We start from the raw sequence: 19,828 nt of genomic DNA, 5'->3' as shown, positions 1-19,828 counted from the left end.
CTACGGTTGAGTTTCAGGGTCAGGATCAGGCGGCCCTCTGAAATTCCTTGAGGACCATAGAAGCGCTTCAACCCCGAGGGGCAAGGTCGCAACATCCGTCCCTGAACTACCGAGCACCACCGCTTCACGATTTGCATACGAGTGGGAGATAAGCAGCAGGAGAGCACCCTTGAAGCTTGCTGGAAAGTCCTGAGCAGCGACCAGGTTCGGGTTGTCGCAGTACCAAAGAGCCCATGCCAGAGCACACTCCGCATACAGCAGGATCAGGTCGTCTTCGTCGAGATGGTCAACGCGCAGATGCCTGCGGATCAACTCGATAGAGAGCAGTTCCGCAAGGGCTACGCTCATTTTTTAGTACCTGGTTTCTTGGGCGGCACTTTTTCGTGGCCTGACTCCGATCTCGCCGCAGGTCCATCGACGTACTCCGCCAACTCCATTCCGATCAGTGCCTCGGCATATTCTTCCTTAACCTCTCGGGTCTCGAACTGGCTGAAGTTACCGGCGTGATAGTGTGAAAACTGGCGCAACGCGCGAATCTTGATCATGGTTCAAACGGGGCAGTTGCCTGCCCCGCCCTCGATTACGGTGCGGTGGCGAAAGGACCGGTGATGATCGCGGTTGGCCGGTAGTGCGCCAGGGCCAGACGCTCTTCACAAAGAATGGTCAGCATGTTCTTCACGAAGTTGTCGCGGTCTTCGCGGCTTACTTCAACGGTTGCATCCATGCGGTCCCAGACTTGGGAAGCCAGGTCGAAGCCGCCGACAGTGAAGGTGCCCAATGCTTGGGCCTTGGTCGCTACGACCGGCAAGCCCCACATCACCTTCGCAGCAAAAGCAGCCGGACCGCCGAAAATGTAGCGTCCCTCGGCATCTTTCAGCAGAGCGATCGCATGCCAATCGCGAGGGTTAAGGATGATGCCGGAGGCTTCAAACTCTGACTCACTGGTCTGGAAAATGGCGTGAGCGATTTTGTCTGCACGGGTATCGCCGGTGACGTTCAGGGTTGCGTCGTACGCGGTGGCAACGGTGTTCAGGCCGACGAGGTTGTCGCCGGTACCGTCGCCATTCAGCAGTTGACCTTCTTCGACCAGCGCGAGGCCGAATAGCAGGCGATTGTTTACGTAGGACTCGAGCATCGGTGCATCGTCCATGACCTGGCGAGATGCCTGGATCCAGTGGGCGATAGTTTTGACGTTCGCGGTTTCCTTGGTGAAGGTCAGGTTGGACTCTGGTTTCAGCGTGCCCTCTGCGACTGGCGCTGCACTGTTGGTGAAAATGTTCTCCCGAACATATTCCAGCGAGTTCGAACTGATGCGGCCTTGGGCGAGCAGGTCGCGAATGGTCAGGCGGCGCAGGCCTGGCATCAAAATACCGGCGTTGCGCTGCGGCTCAATCAGGGTGCCAGCAGAACCTGCACCACTGCCGAGCTGTTTGTTGAAGCTCTTGACGTCAACCTTGCCCGACGACTTTCCATCCCAGGACTTTTGCAGATCCAGCGCGGTCTGCTCGGCGAATGACTTTTTGGTTTCGGGGTTGTCTAGGTTACCGCTGGCCAGCTTCTGCTCGAGGTCGAACAGTCGGGTTCCGGACTTGGTCAGTTCTTCTTGAACGGTTTGGAGGTCGGTTTGCAGCTTTTTGCTGATCGCGCCGGTCTCGGTGATTTCCTTCTTCTGCGCCTCGAACAGTTGGGTCATGTTCGTTTGCGCGTCTTCGATTGCCTTTTGGATCTGGGCCAATTCGGACATGGTTCAGTTTCCTACAGTTGGGAAGGTTTTGAGGCGATTGAGAATCGCGGTGATTTCGCCACCTTCGGAATCGCTCCGAACTGCGGACTTGATCCGGGCAATGAAGCCCAGGGCTTGCGACTTAGAAAGTCCGGCCGAATCCCTCAGCCAGTGCTCTAGATCACGAATAGTGGTGATCGACTCCAGGCTCTTCATGGACTCGACGGTTGCCTGCTCATTGGCTGGGAAGGTGCAGATGCTGATCTCACGCAGGTCTTGCACACTTTTGAAGGCGCGCCCGGTGCCGATCAGGTCGAAGCCGTCCTTCAGGACCGTGAATCCGACAGACATCCCTTCAACCGTCTTGTGCTCCATAGCGGCGCGTAGATCGGTAGACATCGATAGCCCCGGGGTCAATTCGCCACGGGTAAGCAGGCCCTTGCTGTCCTCCTCCAGCGACAGCCATTTGCCTACAGGAAGCTCCCAGGTGCGATGGTTGAAGAACATTCCAACCTGACGGCTTTGGCTTGATAGCGCTTTTTTGAAAGCGCCAGGCATGATGATGTCGCCATCGCTGTCGACCACGCCGAAGACACTCGCGTAGCCCTCGAACGTCCCCGTTTTTCCAGACGAATCGAACTTGATCTCGACCTGATCAAAGGCCAAGGTCTTTTGAATATTGGACATTGGGTAGCTCCAGAAAAACTAAACCCCGCTGGGTGCGGGGTTCGTTTGGCCGAGTTGGGTAAGCGGTACGTTTTGTGATTGACGGGTCGCAACATCACCGCCTGGCACTGGAGGCCGGTTGTTCACCCGTCTTCCCTCGTTGATAGTCAGAAGGCCCGTATCTACCAAAGTCTTCATGTAATTCGCACGGGCGGTAGAATCACCACTCAGCAGGCCGTCGCGGTTGTGCTCGGCGTGTATCACGCCTAGGTCTTGGGGCTTTACAAGCCAGCGAAGAATGCAGCCTTCCCAAATCTCCAAGTAGGGATCGAGTGCGTACTGAAGAAACCCGAGGTTTTGCTGCTCAATGCCTGACCCCCAGCTTGTGGACTTTTCAACGTCGCCCACCAGGTGCGGTGGCACACCAAAGAATCTCGCAAGTTCGCTAACTTGAAATTTCCTTGCAGCCATTGTTTCGGCATCTTGCGGGCTCACACCGATGGCTTGCGTCGTGAAACCACCCTCCAGAATCCACAGTCGTTTCTTGACTGGGCCGCCGGATATTTCCTTGAAGTTTTCCTCAACCTGGGCTCGCTGGTCCTTGTTGAGGACCTTCCCTTCCCCCGTCATCAGCAACTGGGGAGACTTCGCACCATTCGCGTAGAAGTCGCGCTGCTGATCCTCCATCGCCACCGCTACGCCGGCGGTCTTGGCGGCAAATGCGATAGGCGAAAGACCGACCAGTCCGTTGAATCCAAAGCCCTTGAGGTGGAAAATTTCACTCTGTTTGAAGTCGGCATATTCGCTGTCACGGCGGTACCGGTAGACAACTCGCTTCCCTTCGAGTCGGACATCCATGTTTACCGACATGAGGGGAACGAGGCTTATCACGTCGCCGACGCTGTTCCGCTCGATCAAGGCGTAAGCGTTGCCGTAATAGCAAAGCTGCATGGTCATCGAAACGCGGAAGTCGAACGCCGTCATGTATTGATTCGGGCTGTATCGCAGAAGTCGCGCCAACGGATTGTCCAAACCAACCTTCTTTCGGTTATCCCCCTTGGTCTCAAATACGTCCAAGGGCATGCAAGCCGTAACACTCGAGATCAATCGGACGCAGGCGAAAACCGTAGATATCTGCAACGAGCGCTCATCGTTGACGACTGAGTCACCCACCACACCGGATGCTGACACCGGCCCAGTCTGCGAACCTTTCTCGGGAGTGACGAGCCGTCCGCCGACGAAGAAGCTCGCCATGCGCGCCCAAAAGGGGCTGCGGGTGCGCAGGTCAATGCTGTAGTCGGTCTCTGCCATTACATGCTCATCGGTCTGGATAGGAAGTCGTCGACAGAACCCTGGATATCCGCATTCGCGAGTATCCGGCCTATCGTCATGATCAGCGCCACCGCGCCATCTATCTTGTTGTCGTCGCCCTGCTTAATCGGGCGGACAACGTCATCGTTACCTGGCAGGTTTTTGCCGATCACGTTACCGATACACCAGGTCATGATCGGGTTACCGTCATGATGAAACCGGCCTGCGGTGATGGCCGCCTCCAGTTCCTTCATGGGGTCCGACATGTTTGTGTAGTTCTGAGTAATGGTGATCGGGTTGAAACCTTCGTCGTCGAGATCGTGGCTCAAACCTGTCGCCCCATGAGGATCGATTGGGGACTCCCGAAGCGGCGCATGATGATTGGCTTCCTTCGTGTCCTCGAGGATTTCCCGATAGTCGATCTCTGCACCGTCCGTGACCTCCAGATGACCAGAGTTGATCCACGCTTGAAAACGCTCCGTCATGCGTTTGTTGTCACTGTGATAGACGGTGTCGTATGGCACCCAGAACTTGGGGCCCACGCTGTAGTAATGAGTTTTTCCATCGATGACACGCCAGAAAAGTCGCGCCCGAGAGTTCATGTCCAGCTTTCGCGCCAAGTCGAAGCCGGCATTCCACTCCTGACCCTCGAATTGCTCTAGCGTGAGCGTGGTGTCTTCGCACGATTTCCAGTCCTCCATGTTGAAAAAACCGGACTTCGCGCTTACCCAGAGGTTGAGGTGCTTGGTTTTGAAGGTATTCGCGAAGCGAGCCGAGCGAATTGCCCTGGCTTGCTGACTCTCCAGGTACTCCTGGAACACCGAAACCCCATGATTAGGATTGGCCTTGGCCAGCATTTTCGGATCTGTCCAGTCGTCGCCTTCATCCAGCGTCCATATCCAGCCGAAGAGCTCTTCGTCGGGCACGGTTCCAGCCAGCATTTCTACAACCTGACGGCGCTTGTCGTAGCACGGCCCTTCAATGTCGGCACCCGCCGTGGTGATGATGAACATCAGCGGCTGCCGACGGGCGCCCATGCCGGTAAGCATGGTGTCGTACTGGGCCGAAGTCGGGTGCTCGTGATACTCGTCGACAATTGCGCAACTTGGTGAAGCGCCGTCACCTGGGTTGCCAATCAGCGGCTCGAAGCGACTGAAGTCCGCGGGAATGTTCATGTTCGAGGCGTTGACCTCGATGCCGGCGGCCTCGACCAGCATGGGCGACTTACTGACCATCAGCTTGGCCGGCCGGAACACCTCCCACGCCTGCTTCTCGGTTGTCGCGCCGGCGTACACCTCGGCGCCAAACTCCCCGTCTGCAACGAACATGCTGATGCCCACACCGCCGGCGACAACAGACTTCCCGTTCTTGCGCGGCACTTCCCAGTAGCTCTCGCGGAACCGGCGGTGCCCGCCCTTCTTCTTGACCCAACCGAACGTCACCGCCAGGCCGAACAACTGCCAAGGCTCCAGCGATATCAACTGACGCTTGAATGCCCACTCACCCTTTGTGTGGGGCAGGAGTTGGATCAGCTTCAGCTTCTTCTCCGCCTTTGCTGGATCGAACTTGAAGCGAAATGCGCGCTTTCGGCTAGCGGCCAGGTCATCGAAGTGGCGTTGAATCGCCTGATGGATATATCGGCACGCCGGTACCTTCCCCCGCAGTACAGACCGAGCCCACGCCATCGCCTTGTCGACGTTGGCGTGCGCGGCTTTGGTCATCAGGAACTCAGTAGTTTGGCGAATTCGTTGGTTGAGGTTTGCTTGTTACCACCGATGATCCTGGTGCGACTGGACGGGTCCAGGCCCAGCAGCGAGCCGAAGGTCACCAGTTGCCGCATGGATTCGTTCGCTGCGGTGAGTGCCGGGTTTTTCATGGGGCTGCCCTGGGCTGACTCGACCACGATGCCGAACTGCTGGACCGCCTCTTCTGCCATCCGCCACTTGTCGTAGGCAGTGCAGAACGCTTCGACGTTGTGCAAATCAGTGAGCGCAACAACATGCTCGCGCAATAACTCAGGTATCAGCATCCGCCACATGGTCGCAGCCCGAGAGCTCAGCCAGTCCGGCGGGTCAATATTTGTGACGGTGGAAAACTGCGGCTCAGCCTCGTTCAAGGCCCGTTTACCGGGGTTCCCAGCGAGTTTCTTCTGGGCCGTCGGCTTGGGTTTGCGACCACGGCCGGCGACCGTGGCGGTGCCACCCATCGCGCGCCTCCTAATACGTTAATTGTTATGTTCAATCGTCCGTGGAGGGCTATTATCGGGTTGAATATGCACACCGATACTGGACTCACCAGCTAGAACACTAGCCAGGCCCGCCTGAACCTCTAGCTGCGATTTGACGAACTGGGGATCAACCGGTAGCCCAGTGACGTTCATGCTAATTGGTTGCTCCCCTGATAAGACTGAGATGGCGAGTCGACGCACGCGGTGCTGTTCACTTTCGATATCCATATGACCTTGGGGAATATAGGCTCCATTCCGAAGTAAAACTCGGTCATATCTGAGTCCTAGATCCGCAGCCATCGAACTCAAAAGCGTTATCAAAAATTCGTTTTGTTTCTCATTCCAGCGATCGGCTGATTGCTCGTTGAAACGAGAATTCAAATGATCCAAGTAATCTCGCCAAGCGTCCAGTACATCAGTTTCAGTACGTTGCCGACTGCGACTCCCGCCGTTAAACGCTAAATCGATCATGTTCAATGCTTGTACATGATCGGGAGAAAGCCGTGATGCTCTAGTAGCCATCAAGGTACTAAAAATTCTCATTTTTTGGTCTTTTAAACCACGCCTAGCCTCTAAAAACTTCTGGGCTTGCACCGCAAGGACCGGCCCAAGCAGCGTAGCAAATACAGTACTCAGACCAAGCCAAATACCTGCATCCATGATGGGACACCTCAATGTGTGGAGTCACCATTCTGCCACTATGTGAGCGAGCCTTCACTTTTCCACGTCCTGATTTTTTAATTTTGCGGTCGTGAAAGGAAGGCTGGGCGGACGGTCTAGAAGGCAAAAGCCCTCGACTTTTGACCCTCCCCCTCCCCGTGGATGGGAATACCTCTCATCTAGGCTGTTTTCCGGGCATTCTGCCTGGTCAGCGCCTTGGGTTTCCCCAGCCGCCATCCTCACGGGCCGTTTTGCGGCTGTGGCAGCTATGGCACAGAGACTGCCAGTTGTTTCGGTTCCAGAAGATCGTCGCGTCACCCTTATGGGGCACGATGTGGTCGACCTCTGTGGCAGCAACCACCTCGCCTTGGCGCTCATGCTCAGCACACAGCGGGTAGCGCGCGAGGAAACCCTTGCTCGCCTTCTGCCACTTGTACGTGTAGAGGCGCTGTGTGCTGCTCTCACGCTTCTTGGCAGCCTGACGCTCTGCCTGTGCCGTGGCTAAGCCGGCGTGCTCATCGCAATACCTTGGGTTGCGTGTGAGCGCACGACACCCCAACGCAGCACAAGGCTTTTGCGGTCTTGGGGGCATCAAATATTTCCTATTTTGGTTGGGCGAAGCATTCACAGCAGGCGATCACTGACCCACTCGGTTGAGAGCTTCATCTGCCTTGTCGGCTGCCTGGGCGGCGGTAGTTGCGGCCTTTGATGCCTTTTCAGCAGCGGTACCCGTCTTGCGTGTCAGCTCCTCCAGCAGCCGGTCACGCTCGTTCATTGCCGCGTCATAAGCGTTGCGGATGTCCTGTACCTGGCTGCTCTGCTTTTCCGCGAGAGACCAGTACGCGGCTTGGTATCCAAGGACAGCACCACCGCCTACCAACAACACGGCGATGGCCCATACCTCGGTGCGTCTCCACCATCGGCGGGCGATGAATTCCAGTGCGCATCTGTCCATCAGGCAGCACCTCCAAGCTTTGTCCGCAGGCGGTTGATCTCGTCGCTCTGCAGTGTCACTCGCTCCGTGAGCTGGGCGACCTGGCTGGTCAGCGCTTCAATCTTCCCTTCCATGCGGCCGACGGCAGCGGCCAGATCGTTTCGCTCTTTTGCGAATTGGTCGGCACGGGCCTCGGCTTCTTTTCGGGCGGTTCGCTCGGAATCGAGCAGTTCATTCAAGCGGCGGACGGTACCGATATCGGCATTGTCCATCGCTCGGTCAGCGGCATCTTTCGACAGGAATCTGCGCAGCCATAGAAGACCTCCAAGAATGACGGTGGCACTACCGGTCAGCCAGGTAGCTGTGCCTGTGCCGAAGTCGGTAGGATCCATTGTTACTCCGTGCCTTGGTATCTCCCAAGTAGGGAGCAAGAAAAAACCCGCTCAAGGCGGGCTATAAAGGTGAAGTTAAAGGATTGGATTAACGGAGTTTATCCAAGAGATTGTGCCCGTCCCACGTCAAGCCATGCACATTACCGGTTTGCGCTACACCGTCTACGAACCCGCTCTTCACTAGCAAGCCGTAATGGGCAATCACCAGGTTACCCTGCTCTTCGGTCCCCTTCACGACTTTGTATTGATCAAAGTATTCGGGGTACATCGAGTAAATGTTGAAGTCGCCCTTTAATCCTTCAATTCGCAGCAAAATATCACGAACTAAGTCCATATCCCGACGCATTTTCTTTTCCATTATTGCAATATTGATAGCCAACGATCCTAGCATATGGACCTCAGCCGAAGTGTAAGCCCCGCACGGTGACGGGGCCGACTGTGAACATAATTAAATCAGTCTTGACTGAGAGAGCCGAGATTGAAACCTTCGACGCTGGATATCTTCCCTCGCCAAAGCGCCCCGCTCATGGGAACCGGCTGCGAAGAAGCTCCAAATACTTGTGCGCTTTTTAAATGCACGAATTGGCAGGCCGGCTGACTATGTTCATCGATAGCGGGCTGGGGCTGAAGCGCTTTGATTAACTCTTCACCTGCAGCTTTGGCTGCTTGGGGCAGCGCCGCAGAGAAATCAGACGCTAACTGCTCAAAATAATCAGCCTCCGAGATCAAAAAACCACTAACTAGATTTCCACCGACGGTGAAAGTCATAGGTATCGAGACTCCCTGGGCGCTATCGAGGAAATTGGCAAACCATTGGATCAGCCAGTCAGTTTGCCGCCCCTCCCATTTAGTTTTGGTGTAGATCTCATCACCAAATTGCTCTCGAAGTGCTTCGATGCGCGTTTTTACTTGTTCGCCTGTCACTGATAGCTCCTTGCCACTGGGATAGAGACAGATCTATACACCAAAGCCAAGAAAACGAAAAGCCCGACGCAATGGCCGGGCTTTCTCTGTGGTGTCGCGCTTGAAAAGCTGAACACGGTGCTATGAAAACAGAGCTATTCCATATGGACAACTCTTTTTTTCAAGCTGCCTCCCTCGTCCGCTCCAAGACGCAATCCACCCATGCGACGCCGGCCTTGATCAGCTCCCGGGCCTTGCCTTCGCTCATGCCGTATTGGCGTCCGACTCGCACCGCGGCCCACTTCGCACCGTAGTAAAGCCAGATCATGTCGCCCATCTGCTGATCTCGCTTGCAGAGCCTGGCCACCGCTCCATCAACCACGCCGGCCAGTTCGTCCGTGATCACATAGGACTTGGTGGTGGCCGGCATCACCTCCCGCATGATCGCCATCATCGGCGAGGCGTAGCTGGGAATACCCATCCCATCCATGCGCCACCAGCCCCACTGTTCCAGCATGTACTCGGTATCGCCCAGGGGGCGCTGCAACGGCTTTCGAATCATCATGCTGCTTTCCTCGGGTCAGGGTCACTCAGGCCGAAAAGGTCTCGAAGCAAGCGGTCAGCCGCGGCCTTCTTCGCATTGCCCTCAAGAAGCCAGCGCTGGCCGTAATCATGGAAACCGATCTGCAACCGGCTCGAGTGCCAACTGGCGACCATATCCAACAGAGCCGCCAGCGCGGCCGGGCCGCCCATTTTGACCTTCGCCAACTCCTCACCGGCGATTTTCAGGAACTGGCACTCGATATCGCTCATGGCCTTTCGCGACGGTACTGCTCTGACGTTACTCATAGTCTTTCCTCCCCTTGCCGTACTTGCCGGCGTAGCCCGATCTGCCCATCTCGACTTCCTCGTTACTGGGCGGCTGCCCTTCGAAGTCGACAAACCGAACAAACTTGCCCTGCTGCTGGACCAGACACGAACCAACCCGGGCGTGACGAACCTTGCCGACGATCAGCTCGGTGACGCCGTTCTGTCCCTCCTCGCTTTCCATGTCCCTATGCACCAGTATCACGACATCAGCGTCCTGTTCGATCTGCCCAGAGTCGCGAATATCGCTCGGGCGTGGTCGCTTGTCCGGCCGGTTGGTCGATCCGCGGTTGAGCTGCGCCAGCACGATTACTGGAATCTTGAGTTCCTTGGCCAAGTTCTTCAGAGCTGTGGATATTTTCCCCACCTCCAAAGATCGGTTCGAACTGCTCTCCGCGCTGATCAGCTGGATGTAATCGATCACCAGGATGCTGAGACCTTCCCGGCGCTGGCACTGGCGGGCAATAGAACGGATACGCGCCACCGTCATGCCGGCCTGGTCGTTTACGAACAGCTGGGCATTCATTAACTCGCCAGCGGCACTGGTAAGCCTCGGCCAGTCATCGTCCTCAAGCTCACCGCTGTCGAGCGCGCTCAGGTTGATCCCGCCAATGGAAGCCAAGCCGCGGGTGATCAGTTCCTCCTTGGTCATTTCCATGGAGAACGCCAGGCCGGAGCCGCCGAGCTTGCAGGTGACGTGTTGGGCTATCTGAAGGCCAAGGATAGTTTTGCCAGAGCCCGTCAGGCCCCCAATCACAACCATGTTGCCCGGGCGCAGGCCGCGCACCAGCTCGTCCAGCTTTTCCAAGCCGGTAGAAAGGCCCGTGGGCATGGTCTTCTTGTACTTCGCGTCGATGGTGTCCACCACCGCTGGCAGGATTTCGCTTGCCTTGTAGTAATCCTGCTGGCCGTCGTCATCCAGGTCGCGCAGATCCGCCGTAGCTTGTTGGGCCATGGCGATAACCTCCGAAAGCGGGCGCTCTTCGTTCGCGGTGTCACAGATCACATAGGCGGCATCCACCACCTGCCGAAGAACTGCCCGCTCTCGAACGATGCGAGCGTAGGCCTTCCAGTTGGCAGCGCTTGGGACGTTCCTGGCGACCTCGCCGGCATGGACAATCGTCGGCGTGCCGCTGGGCAGGTTCTGCCGACGATCGCTCAGGGTGACAACATCGATAGGGATCCCTGCAGCGTGGCAATCAATCATGACTTGATACAGCGCTGCGCTTTCCAGGTCGTGGAAGTCAGCCACAGCCACCTTGCTGGAAATTTCATCGAACAATTCGGGCTTGAGCAGGATGGCACCCAGCACGCCGAACTCGGCCTCATCGCTGAACAATTCGCGGCTCATGCTGCACCTCGTGCCGAAGCCCAGCGAAACACCACGACAACGCCGCTCTTGTCCCTCAGGCGATCTACAGCGCGATCACCCAGACACTGGCGAAGCTCGGTCACGCCAAGGTTGCTCACCACGATGGTGGGCTTAACCCGCTCATACCGTCCGTTGATAACTTCGAACAGCACCTGACGCTCGAAGTCGGTACCGTGCTGGACGCCCACCTCATCGATCACCAGGAGGTCGGGACGGATCAGGTCGGCATAAACGTCTGCCTCAGTGCGCCCTCGGTTGCCAAACGTCGCCTTCACGTCACGGATGATCGAACCGGCGGTGGAGTAAAGCCCCCGCAGGCCGTGGAGAGCGTATTCCCGGATCACCGCCTGAAGCATCGCCGTGCCCAGGTGGGTTTTACCCGTGCCCACCGTGCCCAGCAGCATGGCGGATCGGCCAACGGCGAAGTTTTCCTCAAACGCCTCGACGAAACCGCCGCAGGCGGCAAGTGCCTGGATCTGTGCTGGCGTAGCTGCACTCCAATTGGTCAGCGTGCAGCCCATGAAGCGTTCAGGGATGCCCGCGTCGAGCAGGCGCTCGTTCAGCAGCCTATCGCGCTGGATGCCTACCGCCGTTGAGCGTTGGTCCATATCCTGAGAATGACGAGCATCGAAGTGGCAGCGAGGGCAGCCGAACCAAACCGGATCGGCGCCGAACTGTGCCACCAAGTTGTCAGGAAAGCGGCCATGCTCACGGCAATCGCCCGCCCGGGTTTCCAGGGTGTACTTGGGTGTTGTGGTCATGGGGTCACGCTCGCAATTCGGTAGGTGCCGTCGGACTGCCGCTCAAGGCCGTCCTCATGGTTGATCTGGTCCAGATTGGTATGGCGGGACTGCTTGCCGTTCTTGGCGCCAGCACCTGGCAGAACCGAATCTGGGTAGATGTCCGACCAGCTGCTGGTGGTGGACTTATCCAGAACGGCATCGGGGTCGGGATGGTTGGCCAGCTTCTTGGCGATCTGCTCACAGGCTCTGAGGGTCAACGGTGCCCGCTTCGCCTTGCGCATTTCACAGAACCCAGCCCATGCGTCTGCTGAAACGTTCGCCGGTTTTGCGGAGAGAGGATCGAACTTCGAAGTCCTAGGCTTTCCAGCAGCCTTTTTCCCATTGCCTGGAGCGGTAGCGGAAGGGGTTTTGATTACCCTCAATGTATTACTCAGTAATGTATTACTCCCCTGCGTGTTTTCCGAAGGGGGTTCACCGTCTTTTCCGAAGGGGTTCGAAGTGTTTTCCGAAGGGGTATTCGGTTTTCCGAAGGGGTGGATCAGTCGAATCCTTCGCTCGACCACACGCACGCCGTCTCGGATCTGCTCAACCGATACCAACCGCTTTTCGGCAAGGCCGCTGATGATCTCAGACACCCTGGATATCGACAGATCAAAGAACTCGGCGAACTTGGCGTTGCTGGCATAGCAACCCCTTTCGTCGTCCTCAAGACTGCCGATTTCCACCAGCATGACCTTCTCGGTAATTGATAGCGTCCGGTCCTTCCAAAGCTCGGCCGGAATCCAGACCCCTTGAAACTTCCGCAGAATGTCAGGGTTGGTCATATGTCCAACTCCCGCGTCACGCGGCGCACGAAGTCGTCATAGGCCTCAGCCATGACGACGCCACGGTCCTCCAGGGCGCCGCGGGCAGCCTTGGCCATGCCATAGACCTCCCAGCGGTCGCGTTCAGAAAGGTGACGGCAGTTCGAATAGTTCGGCCAAGGACCGGCGACCACTTCGGCAGTGGCGGGCAAACTGCCCAAATCCCGGGTAGTTGTTTTGGTGGTGGTGGTCATTGCAGAGTCTCCTTCTTGACCTGCACCACATGCACACCAGCGAACGGGGAGCCCGCGCCGAACAGATCAGGAAGGTCTTCTTCTGGAGCGGTTTTTATCCACTCGATCATGGCCAGGAAGCAGGCCTCGAACAGCGCCCCCCCCTCCCCCCATGCCTCAGATTTCGGGCTGACGCTGTCCTCCAGTCGTGCGACGTAGATCAAATCAGCAAGGTTTTTTGCGTCCTGGCTTGCCTCCTCCCTGTGCACCGGGTTGATGTTTAGCAGGTCGCACATCCCTGAAAAGCCGATCGACTCATATGCGCCTTCTGAGTCCCGGATCAGGTTGTAGCCGAAGCCAACAAGGCCTTGCTTGATGACCTTCAGCTCATCGTCCCGGTGCCGCCTGGACCTCTCGATCAGCATGTCCATCTGGCGCTGAGCAAATGGGAGGTACGGTTTAAGCTTCGCGGCCTCACGCCGAAAGATACGGCGCTCGTCTCGGATCTGCGCCTGGTGCCTCAGGCTGTTACGGATGACACGTCGCATCAAAATGAACATGTCGCGCTGTGATAGGTTTTTGCGGGCGATACCAGCAATTTTCTGCGCCACTTCGAGGTTGATTGTATTCATGCTCGTTCTCCATCGGCGCCAAACAGGTCAGCGAGGTCAATCTGGTAAACGTCCATCCAGGCGCCAGCGGGCCAGCACCGGACAGAACCGAAGGTTGGGTGGAATACTTTGGGGGCCGTGATGCCGCGATCCTTGCACCAGCGGCGTAGGGGCACGTAGCCGGATACGCCGAACTTGCGGCCGACAGCCTTTTCCACCGCAAGCACTGCTGCTTGCCGGGTGCCAAGCCCAAGCTCGTCTTTGAGCCTCCGGACCTGACGCACGGCTGCGGATGCGGTGGCCATTGCCGTCGCTTCACGACGGGCGCCGATCTGGGCCTTCGTCTCGATTGCGTGGTCACGCTGCTCGAGCGCCAGCTGTTCGGAGCGCTTGGATTCCAGCAGGTGCTCTAGGGCTGAGATGTAGTCGCCGGGCAGAGCTGGCGCCTTAACCTGCTGCTCCAGGTGTTGCCAGCGGTCAACCAGCGCGCCAGTGAACTCAGGGCTGAGCTGGGCAACCACAACGAGACTGTCGCGCTTACCCTTCTCACCAGAGAACAGGTACTCAGTGGCCGGCCGTCCGAGCCCGTCGAGGTATTCCACCATTGGTGGAGAACCAATTACCTTTCGCTCGACCAGCCTTTCGATGGTGCGCTTCACGCTATCGTGGCGGGACTCGACCAATTCGGCGATCTCGCGGGAGGTCATTGTGGCGGTATCGCCGCCTTGGAATTTGGCGATGGTCATTGGCTGCCCCCCACATCGATAGCGTCATGAGCGGCTCCAGCATGCCGATGCGGCCAAAGGAAGTTTCGGCTCCCAAAAGTCACCATTTCGATATGGCGCTCAATTTCGGTAGCGAGTGGATGACTCCACCCACCGAGGGCCGGCACAACCTGAGCGAGCAGAATCGACCTCAGGTCTTTGAAAGCAGCCCGGGCCTCGTTCATGCGGGCCATGTCCTCCGAACTCAGCACCGCGTCTCGCAGGACCTCGCCATCAATTGAAATCACAGCCAGCTGCATCTTGAGACTATTCATCAAGAAGTCCTCCCGCCAGAAGCGTGCGACACGTTTTGGCCGTCCTCGGTTTGTGTCGCGAGTTCCTGTTTCTCAAGGAGGTCGATCAGATCGCTGTTGCGGTTCATCATTTCGCCGGCAACCTGACGCAGACCGGTGACGAGGCCGCCAACGACGTACCCGTCGAGCGCCTGCTCACAAAGGCATGGATCGTAGGTACCCACGATGTCGATGAACTTGGCCAGCGCGTCCACGAAATAGGCCGCGTCATGATTCGCCTGGGCTTCGGCTTTGAAGCGGGAGATTGTCAGCGCGCTCATTGTTCACCCCCGGCTTCCAGTGAGGACTCCGCGCCCTTCTGAACCGACCAGACCAACGCACTGACCGTTTCAGCCAGAAAGCCCAGCGCTGCCATGCCGTCGCAATAAGCAATCTCGCCCATGTTCAGGCTGTCGTGCATATGGCGGCAGATCTGTCCCAGCCCAGACGACAGGACTTTGGCGGTTTGGATTGCATCCTCCGCGTTAGTGCCGGCTGCGACGTTGAGCAGTTGAATGCCTCGGCTGTCTATAGGGGTATCGCAAAAGCCAACGAGTCCTGTAAGCAATGCTTGCGATGCAAGTGGGTTGCTGCTATTTTTTGTGTGCATGAAATCGTCCTCCACAGACGAAGTAGTACCTAGGCGCTTGCGTCAACAAGTGCCGATTGAGAACCCGCTGCCAGGCGGGTTTTCTGCTTTTTGGCTTATGCCATAAGCAGAGTTTGAGTAGGCGCGCTATCAGGGCGGTCCTGTTGTTGGTAGCTCTGGTGCGCCTGCGTGCTTCATTCTTGAATTCCTTTCACTGGGGTTATATCCAGTTCGCATAGGATACTTAAGGTATCCAGCCAAACCACAACCAGACCTGCGCATCGGAGGAACACAACTCGTTAGCGTCCTGGAAACTTGCTAATTTCTTTTGCCGATGCCATGCCGTCTGCTGCTAGTTCCACAAAAATGTTCCTTCCTGCTGCGATAGCTTTCGACAAAGCGGGGCCGGTGCAGCCCAGCTCCGACGCTGCCAGCTTCCGTCCCTTGCGCGCGATGAAATCTTGGAGTGGGATGACGCTCAATACGGGAGTCATTGACCTTCCTGCTGGGCACTGGACATGCGAACAGGTACATCTGGCGCTGAACTCACGGTACTCATCGGCGTATGATCTTGGTCATGGCTGAGCAGTTGGTACGCGGTAGCCGAGGCATCTTTCAGCCATCCGGCTGTAAACTCGCCAGAAGAACCTTTTGCAAGTTTTTCAGCGTGGCGAGTCTCTCCGGTGTATTCGGTCCTAGGTAACTTGCCTGCCGCAACCCACTTGTTGATCGCTCGAGCAGACACGCCACAAAGCCTTGCCGCAGCGGAGACGCCGCCAACCGCGGTGATAGCGCGTTTAATCGGGTTCATGATTGGTACCAATTAGGACTGTTGGTACGCACTGTAAAAAGGACTGACAGAGCAGTCAAGTAGAGGCAAAATGGACCTATGGTACTTAAAGAACAGTTTGCAGAACGATTACTCCAATCGATGCGCGACGCAGGTTTCGTCGGGCACGGTAGCGCTGCGCGCTTGGCGAGAGAACTTAGCGTCACCCCGAAAGCAGCAGCCAAGTGGATTCAGGGCGACTCAATGCCCACATTTGAAAGGATCGCTAAGATCGCCGACGTCTTGCACGTTGATCCGGAATGGTTGCTGTGGGGTCACGATACCGATATCAGCACCAACCGGATTGTCGGCGGAATACCAGTCGTCTCTCGCCCAATGCAAACGATGATCCTCAGCAAAAACGGCGAATTCAAAAGCCTCAGAGAGCTTGGTGGCGACAAGAAAGACGCGGCACATCGTGGGGACTTAACTACACACCTGGATGATCCGGGCGATGAGGCATTGCAAGGGCAGGAAGAGATTGAAGTCCCTTTTCTTGGTGAAGTAGAGCTGTCCGCTGGCAATAGCCGTACAGCGATTAAAGAACACAGCAGCGCTAGACTACGATTCGATAAGATGATGCTGAGAAAGCATGGTGTACAGCTTGATCAAATCGTATGCGTGCCAGTCCACGGCAATTCCATGGAGCCAGTACTCCCAGACGGAAGTACCGTAGCGATAAACAAGGGCGCCACTAGCGTCGTAGATGGAAAAATATATGCGATTGCCCATGACGGTCAGCTCCGAGTGAAAACGCTGTATCGGCTGCCGGGTGGAGGGATTAGGCTTAGAAGCTTCAACCAAGCTGAGCATCCTGATGAGCTTTATAGTCCCGAAGAAATGGTGGACCGAGACATCGTAATTCTCGGGCGCGTATTCTGGTCAGCCACATTCCACTAAAAAAAATCGGAACATGTAGCGCCCAATGGCGCTATTATTTCGCCACAAAAGCGTACCGTAGGTACTTGACAGTACGCTTTAAAAGATCCATCCTTGGTTCACAAACGGACCACGGGTACTCAAATGAACCGGACAATTCAATTTGGATCTTGGCAAGGCGTTCTCGGTAACGGTCTAGCGGAGCGCGAGCTCGTATGTATTCTGGCCGTAGCTGCCGGTCACACTGATAAGGAAATCGCCAGGCGTGACGGCCTCTCGCCACGCTCCATCAAAGGCCGCATCGAATCGGCCATGTTCAAGCTCGGCGTCTATAAACGTCCTGCTCTTGTCGCCGAAGCCATGCGCCGCGGCCTAATCAGCCCAATGATATTGGCCCTTTGCGCCATCCTCGTGGGCCAGTCAGCAATCAGTGACCACTCGCTGAACCGCATCCGCAAACCGGGCGAGCGTCGCGTCGAAACCCGCGTATCAATACGTCGAACCGAAGTCGCCCTCACCGCTTAACCAAACTCGATCTTCGCGAAAGCCAACAACGCGGCCGGGATTCGCTCGGCCTGGAGAAAGCCATGAGTACCAACCAATACGATTCGAGAACTGCAGACAAGTTTGTCGCACGGCTGCCCGATGGCCTTCGAGCGGGTGTCGAGACAGTAGCAAATGCCAGCGATCGCAGCATGAACAGCGTTTTTGTTCAGGCGGTCCGTCAGTACCTTGATGGTCAGCGGCGCCAGGAACTGTTGCTGGACGCTCTTGCCAGCGCTGCCATCCCGAAGGTGGGTGGGCCGCAGCGTCCCGGCATCCACGATTCGATGCACATTGATAATCGCGTAAGAGCGATGGCCGACCCTCGCGACCTGTTCATCGCAGCCAACCCAGTCGGCGCCACCGATGATGAGCTGACGAAGGGTCGAAGCGGATTCGTCGACGAACGCACTCATGCGGACTACCTGATTTTCCTCGCTGGTTACCGGACAGCGATTAAGGAACCAGAAGGAACGGAGACGCAGCCATGACAAATACATCGCCAGGTGGAAGTAGGATTGCTCTTCAGAATGAGTTCAGCCAACTCGGGTCTCGCCTGGTCCGCTTCGGTCAGGCCATGCAAGAGCCCAGCAGCACCGTCAGCGAACTGATGCGCCTGGCCCAGGCCTGCGGGATCAACCTCAAGTTGCGCGTGGCCCACGACGCGCGGGAGCGTGCGCGTGACTAATCCGATTCCCGCTAAGCGCTTTAGCATCCGCAGCCACACTTCGAGCCTTGCCCACTCCCCACAGGAGCGCAGTGGTCATCGTCTCGCCGACTCGCTCGGTATACGCCTCTTCGTGGATGATTCTGAGATTTTCGGAGTAAACCCCCAAAAACAACTGCGTAACGCCCTGTCGGGAAAGGCGGACTTGGACATCAATGGTGATGCCCCCGTCCAACACTTCACTGTGCGTTCGGTGATGCAGTTCGCAGTCAGCCCAAAGCCAAAAAGTCGATCCTCGATGAGGCATTTTTCTCGCACTCCTGTTTTCAAGAAAGTCGCTACATTCCGGGTCCCAATAGTTCAATACGACCGCTTCGCTAGAGAGTCAATGACTTCTCGCAGATGTTACAGAAGGAACGTTTCAGCGAAATCGGTATGCATTTACATGTTGCGACACGAAGTGCGGTGAAGCTATGCGCTATGTGACCGTCAGGAAATTTGCCAGCGACTCTGGCTACACAGAAGACGCGATCCGCTCCAAGATCCGTGACGGAATCTGGCGGCTCGGTGAGATATGGATCAAGGCACCGGATGGCCGGACGCTGCTCGACATAGAGGGATATGAATCATGGGTAGAGGCGGGAGGGGAGTTCGGGCAGTCTCCGATTCGAGTATCGAAATCACGTTCATGTATCGGGGCGTCCGGTGCCGCGAGCGGATCACGCTCAAGCCCACCGCCACTAATTTGAAGAAAGCCGAGCAGCACAAGGCGGCGATCGAGCATGCGATATCGATTGGCACCTTCGATTATTCCGTGACGTTTCCTGGCTCGGCCCGGGCGGCGAAGTTCGCGCCTGAGGCCTCCCGCGAAACCATGAACGCCTTCTTGACCAGGTGGCTTGAGGCGAAGAAGAAGCACGTCGCGAGCAGCACGTTCGATGGCTATAGGAAGCTGGTCACCCTGCGCCTGATCCCCGCCCTGGGGGACACCATGCTCGTGGACTTGAAGCGGAAGACAGTTCGCGACTGGCTCGACACCTTGGAGGTGAGCAATAAGACGCTCAGTAATATCCAGAGCTGCCTGCGCTCCGCACTGAACGATGCGGTCGAGGAAGAGTTGATCGAGCTGAACCCGCTAGCGGGTTGGACCTACTCACGCAAGGCAGCTCCGCCGAAGGAGGACGATGTCGACCCGTTCAGTCCCGAGGAGCAGCAGGCAGTGCTTGGCGCCCTCACCGGCCAGGCCCGCAACATGATGCAGTTCGCCTTATGGACTGGCCTGCGCACCAGCGAATTGGTGGCGTTGGACTGGGGCGATGTCGACTGGCTTCGCGAAGAGGTGATGGTGAGCCGAGCAATTACCCAGGCGAGCAAGGGGAAGGCAGAGATCACGAAGACTGCCGCCGGGCGACGCAGCGTGAAGCTTCTCAGACCCGCGCTGGAGGCATTGAAAGCGCAAAAGGCGCATACGTTCTTGGCGGACGCCGAGATCTTCCAGAATCCGCGTACGCTTGAACGTTGGGCGGGGGATGGCCCGATCCGCAAAACAATGTGGGTGCCCGCGATGAAAAAGGCTGGCGTCCGCTATCGCCGGCCGTACCAGACTCGCCACACCTACGCCTCAATGATGCTATCTGCCGGCGAACATCCTATGTGGGTGGCCAAGCAAATGGGGCACACCGATTGGACTATGATCGCGAGAGTCTATGGCCGCTGGATGCCCCAAGACCACGTCATTTCGGGGCTGAAAGCCGTTGCCGCCTTCGGCAACCACTCCTCGCAGAGAGAACCAGAGAACAGGCTCACTAAACAGGAGTGA

Annotated in this window: 30 protein-coding genes; 4 read left to right on the top strand and 26 right to left on the bottom strand. The window is 57.0% G+C overall.

Going from position 1 to position 19,828, the window contains the following annotated elements:
- The 26 genes from J3P76_RS03720 to J3P76_RS03595 all read right to left on the bottom strand — a co-directional run bounded on the left by J3P76_RS03720 (position 1) and on the right by J3P76_RS03595 (position 15,902).
- Positions 1-348, bottom strand: coding sequence for a head-tail connector protein (locus J3P76_RS03720; protein WP_434701542.1), 348 nt, complete (start codon positions 346-348; stop codon positions 1-3).
- The gene (locus J3P76_RS03715; RefSeq protein ID WP_434701541.1) at positions 345-545 is read right to left on the bottom strand and encodes a hypothetical protein; all 201 of its coding nucleotides are present in this window, start codon (positions 543-545) and stop codon (positions 345-347) included. The genes J3P76_RS03720 and J3P76_RS03715 overlap by 4 nt, the downstream gene beginning before the upstream one ends.
- 35 nt (positions 546-580) lie before the next feature.
- Positions 581-1,744, bottom strand: a complete 1,164-nt coding sequence (locus J3P76_RS03710; RefSeq protein WP_434701540.1) for a phage major capsid protein — start codon at positions 1,742-1,744, stop codon at positions 581-583.
- A gap of 3 nt (positions 1,745-1,747) precedes the next feature.
- Positions 1,748-2,410, bottom strand: coding sequence for an HK97 family phage prohead protease (locus J3P76_RS03705; protein WP_434701539.1), 663 nt, complete (start codon positions 2,408-2,410; stop codon positions 1,748-1,750).
- 18 nt (positions 2,411-2,428) lie between these two features.
- Entirely contained in the window at positions 2,429-3,700 is a 1,272-nt protein-coding gene (locus J3P76_RS03700) for a phage portal protein (protein ID WP_434701538.1), read from the bottom strand.
- Entirely contained in the window at positions 3,700-5,421 is a 1,722-nt protein-coding gene (locus tag J3P76_RS03695) for a terminase large subunit (RefSeq protein WP_434701537.1), read from the bottom strand. The genes J3P76_RS03700 and J3P76_RS03695 overlap by 1 nt, the downstream gene beginning before the upstream one ends.
- A complete protein-coding gene (locus J3P76_RS03690; protein ID WP_434701536.1) occupies positions 5,421-5,906 on the bottom strand; it encodes a phage terminase small subunit P27 family in 486 nt (161 codons plus the stop codon). The genes J3P76_RS03695 and J3P76_RS03690 overlap by 1 nt, the downstream gene beginning before the upstream one ends.
- A gap of 18 nt (positions 5,907-5,924) precedes the next feature.
- Positions 5,925-6,587 carry a DUF6680 family protein gene (locus J3P76_RS03685; RefSeq protein ID WP_434701535.1) on the bottom strand — a complete coding sequence of 221 codons (663 nt, stop codon included), beginning with the start codon at positions 6,585-6,587 and terminating at the stop codon, positions 5,925-5,927.
- Positions 6,588-6,795: 208 nt separating this feature from the next.
- Positions 6,796-7,179, bottom strand: coding sequence for an HNH endonuclease (locus tag J3P76_RS03680; RefSeq protein ID WP_434701534.1), 384 nt, complete (start codon positions 7,177-7,179; stop codon positions 6,796-6,798).
- A 45-nt stretch (positions 7,180-7,224) separates the two neighbouring features.
- Complete coding sequence (locus J3P76_RS03675; protein WP_434701533.1) at positions 7,225-7,542, bottom strand: hypothetical protein; 318 nt, start codon at positions 7,540-7,542, stop codon at positions 7,225-7,227.
- Entirely contained in the window at positions 7,542-7,913 is a 372-nt protein-coding gene (locus J3P76_RS03670; protein WP_434701531.1) for a chemotaxis protein, read from the bottom strand. Before J3P76_RS03670 ends, J3P76_RS03675 begins: the two co-directional genes overlap by 1 nt.
- 88 nt (positions 7,914-8,001) lie before the next feature.
- Positions 8,002-8,304 (bottom strand): DUF2513 domain-containing protein, encoded by a 303-nt coding sequence (locus J3P76_RS03665; protein ID WP_434701529.1) that lies wholly within the window; start codon positions 8,302-8,304, stop codon positions 8,002-8,004.
- A 62-nt stretch (positions 8,305-8,366) separates the two neighbouring features.
- Positions 8,367-8,837, bottom strand: coding sequence for a gas vesicle accessory protein GvpU (gene gvpU / locus J3P76_RS03660; protein WP_434701528.1), 471 nt, complete (start codon positions 8,835-8,837; stop codon positions 8,367-8,369).
- Between the two features lie 160 nt (positions 8,838-8,997).
- On the bottom strand, positions 8,998-9,381 hold the full coding sequence (locus tag J3P76_RS03655) for an antiterminator Q family protein (protein ID WP_434701527.1): 384 nt from the start codon (positions 9,379-9,381) through the stop codon (positions 8,998-9,000).
- Positions 9,378-9,665, bottom strand: coding sequence for a hypothetical protein (locus J3P76_RS03650; RefSeq protein WP_434701525.1), 288 nt, complete (start codon positions 9,663-9,665; stop codon positions 9,378-9,380). Before J3P76_RS03650 ends, J3P76_RS03655 begins: the two co-directional genes overlap by 4 nt.
- Positions 9,658-11,034, bottom strand: coding sequence for a replicative DNA helicase (locus J3P76_RS03645; protein WP_434701524.1), 1,377 nt, complete (start codon positions 11,032-11,034; stop codon positions 9,658-9,660). Before J3P76_RS03645 ends, J3P76_RS03650 begins: the two co-directional genes overlap by 8 nt.
- Positions 11,031-11,816 (bottom strand): ATP-binding protein, encoded by a 786-nt coding sequence (locus J3P76_RS03640; RefSeq protein ID WP_434701523.1) that lies wholly within the window; start codon positions 11,814-11,816, stop codon positions 11,031-11,033. Before J3P76_RS03640 ends, J3P76_RS03645 begins: the two co-directional genes overlap by 4 nt.
- The gene (locus J3P76_RS03635) at positions 11,813-12,622 is read right to left on the bottom strand and encodes a helix-turn-helix domain-containing protein (protein ID WP_434701522.1); all 810 of its coding nucleotides are present in this window, start codon (positions 12,620-12,622) and stop codon (positions 11,813-11,815) included. The genes J3P76_RS03640 and J3P76_RS03635 overlap by 4 nt, the downstream gene beginning before the upstream one ends.
- Positions 12,619-12,855, bottom strand: a complete 237-nt coding sequence (locus J3P76_RS03630; protein ID WP_434701521.1) for a hypothetical protein — start codon at positions 12,853-12,855, stop codon at positions 12,619-12,621. Before J3P76_RS03630 ends, J3P76_RS03635 begins: the two co-directional genes overlap by 4 nt.
- Positions 12,852-13,466 carry a hypothetical protein gene (locus J3P76_RS03625; RefSeq protein ID WP_434701520.1) on the bottom strand — a complete coding sequence of 205 codons (615 nt, stop codon included), beginning with the start codon at positions 13,464-13,466 and terminating at the stop codon, positions 12,852-12,854. Before J3P76_RS03625 ends, J3P76_RS03630 begins: the two co-directional genes overlap by 4 nt.
- Positions 13,463-14,191: a Rha family transcriptional regulator gene (locus J3P76_RS03620; protein WP_434701519.1), complete on the bottom strand. Its 729-nt coding sequence runs from the start codon at positions 14,189-14,191 to the stop codon at positions 13,463-13,465. Before J3P76_RS03620 ends, J3P76_RS03625 begins: the two co-directional genes overlap by 4 nt.
- Positions 14,188-14,484: a hypothetical protein gene (locus J3P76_RS03615; protein ID WP_434701517.1), complete on the bottom strand. Its 297-nt coding sequence runs from the start codon at positions 14,482-14,484 to the stop codon at positions 14,188-14,190. Before J3P76_RS03615 ends, J3P76_RS03620 begins: the two co-directional genes overlap by 4 nt.
- Positions 14,484-14,783, bottom strand: a complete 300-nt coding sequence (locus J3P76_RS03610) for a hypothetical protein (RefSeq protein WP_434701516.1) — start codon at positions 14,781-14,783, stop codon at positions 14,484-14,486. The genes J3P76_RS03615 and J3P76_RS03610 overlap by 1 nt, the downstream gene beginning before the upstream one ends.
- Complete coding sequence (locus J3P76_RS03605) at positions 14,780-15,112, bottom strand: hypothetical protein (protein ID WP_434701514.1); 333 nt, start codon at positions 15,110-15,112, stop codon at positions 14,780-14,782. The genes J3P76_RS03610 and J3P76_RS03605 overlap by 4 nt, the downstream gene beginning before the upstream one ends.
- A 278-nt stretch (positions 15,113-15,390) precedes the next feature.
- A complete protein-coding gene (locus J3P76_RS03600) occupies positions 15,391-15,585 on the bottom strand; it encodes a Cro/CI family transcriptional regulator (RefSeq protein WP_434701513.1) in 195 nt (64 codons plus the stop codon).
- The gene (locus J3P76_RS03595; protein WP_434701511.1) at positions 15,582-15,902 is read right to left on the bottom strand and encodes a hypothetical protein; all 321 of its coding nucleotides are present in this window, start codon (positions 15,900-15,902) and stop codon (positions 15,582-15,584) included. The genes J3P76_RS03600 and J3P76_RS03595 overlap by 4 nt, the downstream gene beginning before the upstream one ends.
- 78 nt (positions 15,903-15,980) lie before the next feature.
- On the opposite strand from J3P76_RS03595, the gene J3P76_RS03590 reads away from it, so the two are divergent.
- The 4 genes from J3P76_RS03590 (at position 15,981) to J3P76_RS03575 (ending at position 19,828) form a co-directional block, all read left to right on the top strand.
- A complete protein-coding gene (locus J3P76_RS03590; RefSeq protein WP_434701510.1) occupies positions 15,981-16,820 on the top strand; it encodes an XRE family transcriptional regulator in 840 nt (279 codons plus the stop codon).
- 123 nt (positions 16,821-16,943) lie between these two features.
- Positions 16,944-17,324 carry a LuxR C-terminal-related transcriptional regulator gene (locus J3P76_RS03585; RefSeq protein ID WP_434701509.1) on the top strand — a complete coding sequence of 127 codons (381 nt, stop codon included), beginning with the start codon at positions 16,944-16,946 and terminating at the stop codon, positions 17,322-17,324.
- A 62-nt stretch (positions 17,325-17,386) separates the two neighbouring features.
- Positions 17,387-17,833 (top strand): Arc family DNA-binding protein, encoded by a 447-nt coding sequence (locus tag J3P76_RS03580; protein ID WP_434701508.1) that lies wholly within the window; start codon positions 17,387-17,389, stop codon positions 17,831-17,833.
- An 804-nt stretch (positions 17,834-18,637) separates the two neighbouring features.
- Positions 18,638-19,828: an Arm DNA-binding domain-containing protein gene (locus J3P76_RS03575; protein ID WP_434701507.1), complete on the top strand. Its 1,191-nt coding sequence runs from the start codon at positions 18,638-18,640 to the stop codon at positions 19,826-19,828.

Origin of the sequence: Pseudomonas sp. D1-36 (genome assembly GCF_051132205.1) — a bacterium.
In the GTDB taxonomy this organism is placed as follows: Bacteria; Pseudomonadota; Gammaproteobacteria; order Pseudomonadales; family Pseudomonadaceae; genus Aquipseudomonas.
This window is presented reverse-complemented; position numbering and strand designations above follow the sequence as displayed.

Excerpts from the sequence above, each read along its gene's own strand:
- J3P76_RS03595 (WP_434701511.1), bottom strand. The coding sequence starts at position 15,902 with ATGAACCCGATTAAACGCGCTATCACCGCGGTTGGCGGCGTCTCCGCT.
- J3P76_RS03575 (WP_434701507.1), top strand. The coding sequence starts at position 18,638 with ATGGGTAGAGGCGGGAGGGGAGTTCGGGCAGTCTCCGATTCGAGTATC.
- J3P76_RS03690 (WP_434701536.1), bottom strand. The coding sequence starts at position 5,906 with ATGGGTGGCACCGCCACGGTCGCCGGCCGTGGTCGCAAACCCAAGCCG.
- J3P76_RS03675 (WP_434701533.1), bottom strand. The coding sequence starts at position 7,542 with ATGGACAGATGCGCACTGGAATTCATCGCCCGCCGATGGTGGAGACGC.
- J3P76_RS03600 (WP_434701513.1), bottom strand. The coding sequence starts at position 15,585 with ATGACTCCCGTATTGAGCGTCATCCCACTCCAAGATTTCATCGCGCGC.
- J3P76_RS03655 (WP_434701527.1), bottom strand. The coding sequence starts at position 9,381 with ATGATGATTCGAAAGCCGTTGCAGCGCCCCCTGGGCGATACCGAGTAC.
- J3P76_RS03630 (WP_434701521.1), bottom strand. The coding sequence starts at position 12,855 with ATGACCACCACCACCAAAACAACTACCCGGGATTTGGGCAGTTTGCCC.
- J3P76_RS03610 (WP_434701516.1), bottom strand. The coding sequence starts at position 14,783 with ATGAGCGCGCTGACAATCTCCCGCTTCAAAGCCGAAGCCCAGGCGAAT.
- J3P76_RS03695 (WP_434701537.1), bottom strand. The coding sequence starts at position 5,421 with ATGACCAAAGCCGCGCACGCCAACGTCGACAAGGCGATGGCGTGGGCT.
- J3P76_RS03615 (WP_434701517.1), bottom strand. The coding sequence starts at position 14,484 with ATGAATAGTCTCAAGATGCAGCTGGCTGTGATTTCAATTGATGGCGAG.
- J3P76_RS03590 (WP_434701510.1), top strand. The coding sequence starts at position 15,981 with ATGGTACTTAAAGAACAGTTTGCAGAACGATTACTCCAATCGATGCGC.
- J3P76_RS03585 (WP_434701509.1), top strand. The coding sequence starts at position 16,944 with ATGAACCGGACAATTCAATTTGGATCTTGGCAAGGCGTTCTCGGTAAC.
- J3P76_RS03665 (WP_434701529.1), bottom strand. The coding sequence starts at position 8,304 with ATGCTAGGATCGTTGGCTATCAATATTGCAATAATGGAAAAGAAAATG.
- J3P76_RS03670 (WP_434701531.1), bottom strand. The coding sequence starts at position 7,913 with ATGGATCCTACCGACTTCGGCACAGGCACAGCTACCTGGCTGACCGGT.
- J3P76_RS03645 (WP_434701524.1), bottom strand. The coding sequence starts at position 11,034 with ATGAGCCGCGAATTGTTCAGCGATGAGGCCGAGTTCGGCGTGCTGGGT.
- J3P76_RS03715 (WP_434701541.1), bottom strand. The coding sequence starts at position 545 with ATGATCAAGATTCGCGCGTTGCGCCAGTTTTCACACTATCACGCCGGT.
- J3P76_RS03720 (WP_434701542.1), bottom strand. The coding sequence starts at position 348 with ATGAGCGTAGCCCTTGCGGAACTGCTCTCTATCGAGTTGATCCGCAGG.
- J3P76_RS03620 (WP_434701519.1), bottom strand. The coding sequence starts at position 14,191 with ATGACCATCGCCAAATTCCAAGGCGGCGATACCGCCACAATGACCTCC.
- J3P76_RS03640 (WP_434701523.1), bottom strand. The coding sequence starts at position 11,816 with ATGACCACAACACCCAAGTACACCCTGGAAACCCGGGCGGGCGATTGC.
- J3P76_RS03685 (WP_434701535.1), bottom strand. The coding sequence starts at position 6,587 with ATGGATGCAGGTATTTGGCTTGGTCTGAGTACTGTATTTGCTACGCTG.
- J3P76_RS03650 (WP_434701525.1), bottom strand. The coding sequence starts at position 9,665 with ATGAGTAACGTCAGAGCAGTACCGTCGCGAAAGGCCATGAGCGATATC.
- J3P76_RS03700 (WP_434701538.1), bottom strand. The coding sequence starts at position 3,700 with ATGGCAGAGACCGACTACAGCATTGACCTGCGCACCCGCAGCCCCTTT.
- J3P76_RS03625 (WP_434701520.1), bottom strand. The coding sequence starts at position 13,466 with ATGAATACAATCAACCTCGAAGTGGCGCAGAAAATTGCTGGTATCGCC.
- J3P76_RS03705 (WP_434701539.1), bottom strand. The coding sequence starts at position 2,410 with ATGTCCAATATTCAAAAGACCTTGGCCTTTGATCAGGTCGAGATCAAG.
- J3P76_RS03605 (WP_434701514.1), bottom strand. The coding sequence starts at position 15,112 with ATGCACACAAAAAATAGCAGCAACCCACTTGCATCGCAAGCATTGCTT.
- J3P76_RS03580 (WP_434701508.1), top strand. The coding sequence starts at position 17,387 with ATGAGTACCAACCAATACGATTCGAGAACTGCAGACAAGTTTGTCGCA.
- J3P76_RS03635 (WP_434701522.1), bottom strand. The coding sequence starts at position 12,622 with ATGACCAACCCTGACATTCTGCGGAAGTTTCAAGGGGTCTGGATTCCG.
- J3P76_RS03710 (WP_434701540.1), bottom strand. The coding sequence starts at position 1,744 with ATGTCCGAATTGGCCCAGATCCAAAAGGCAATCGAAGACGCGCAAACG.
- J3P76_RS03680 (WP_434701534.1), bottom strand. The coding sequence starts at position 7,179 with ATGCCCCCAAGACCGCAAAAGCCTTGTGCTGCGTTGGGGTGTCGTGCG.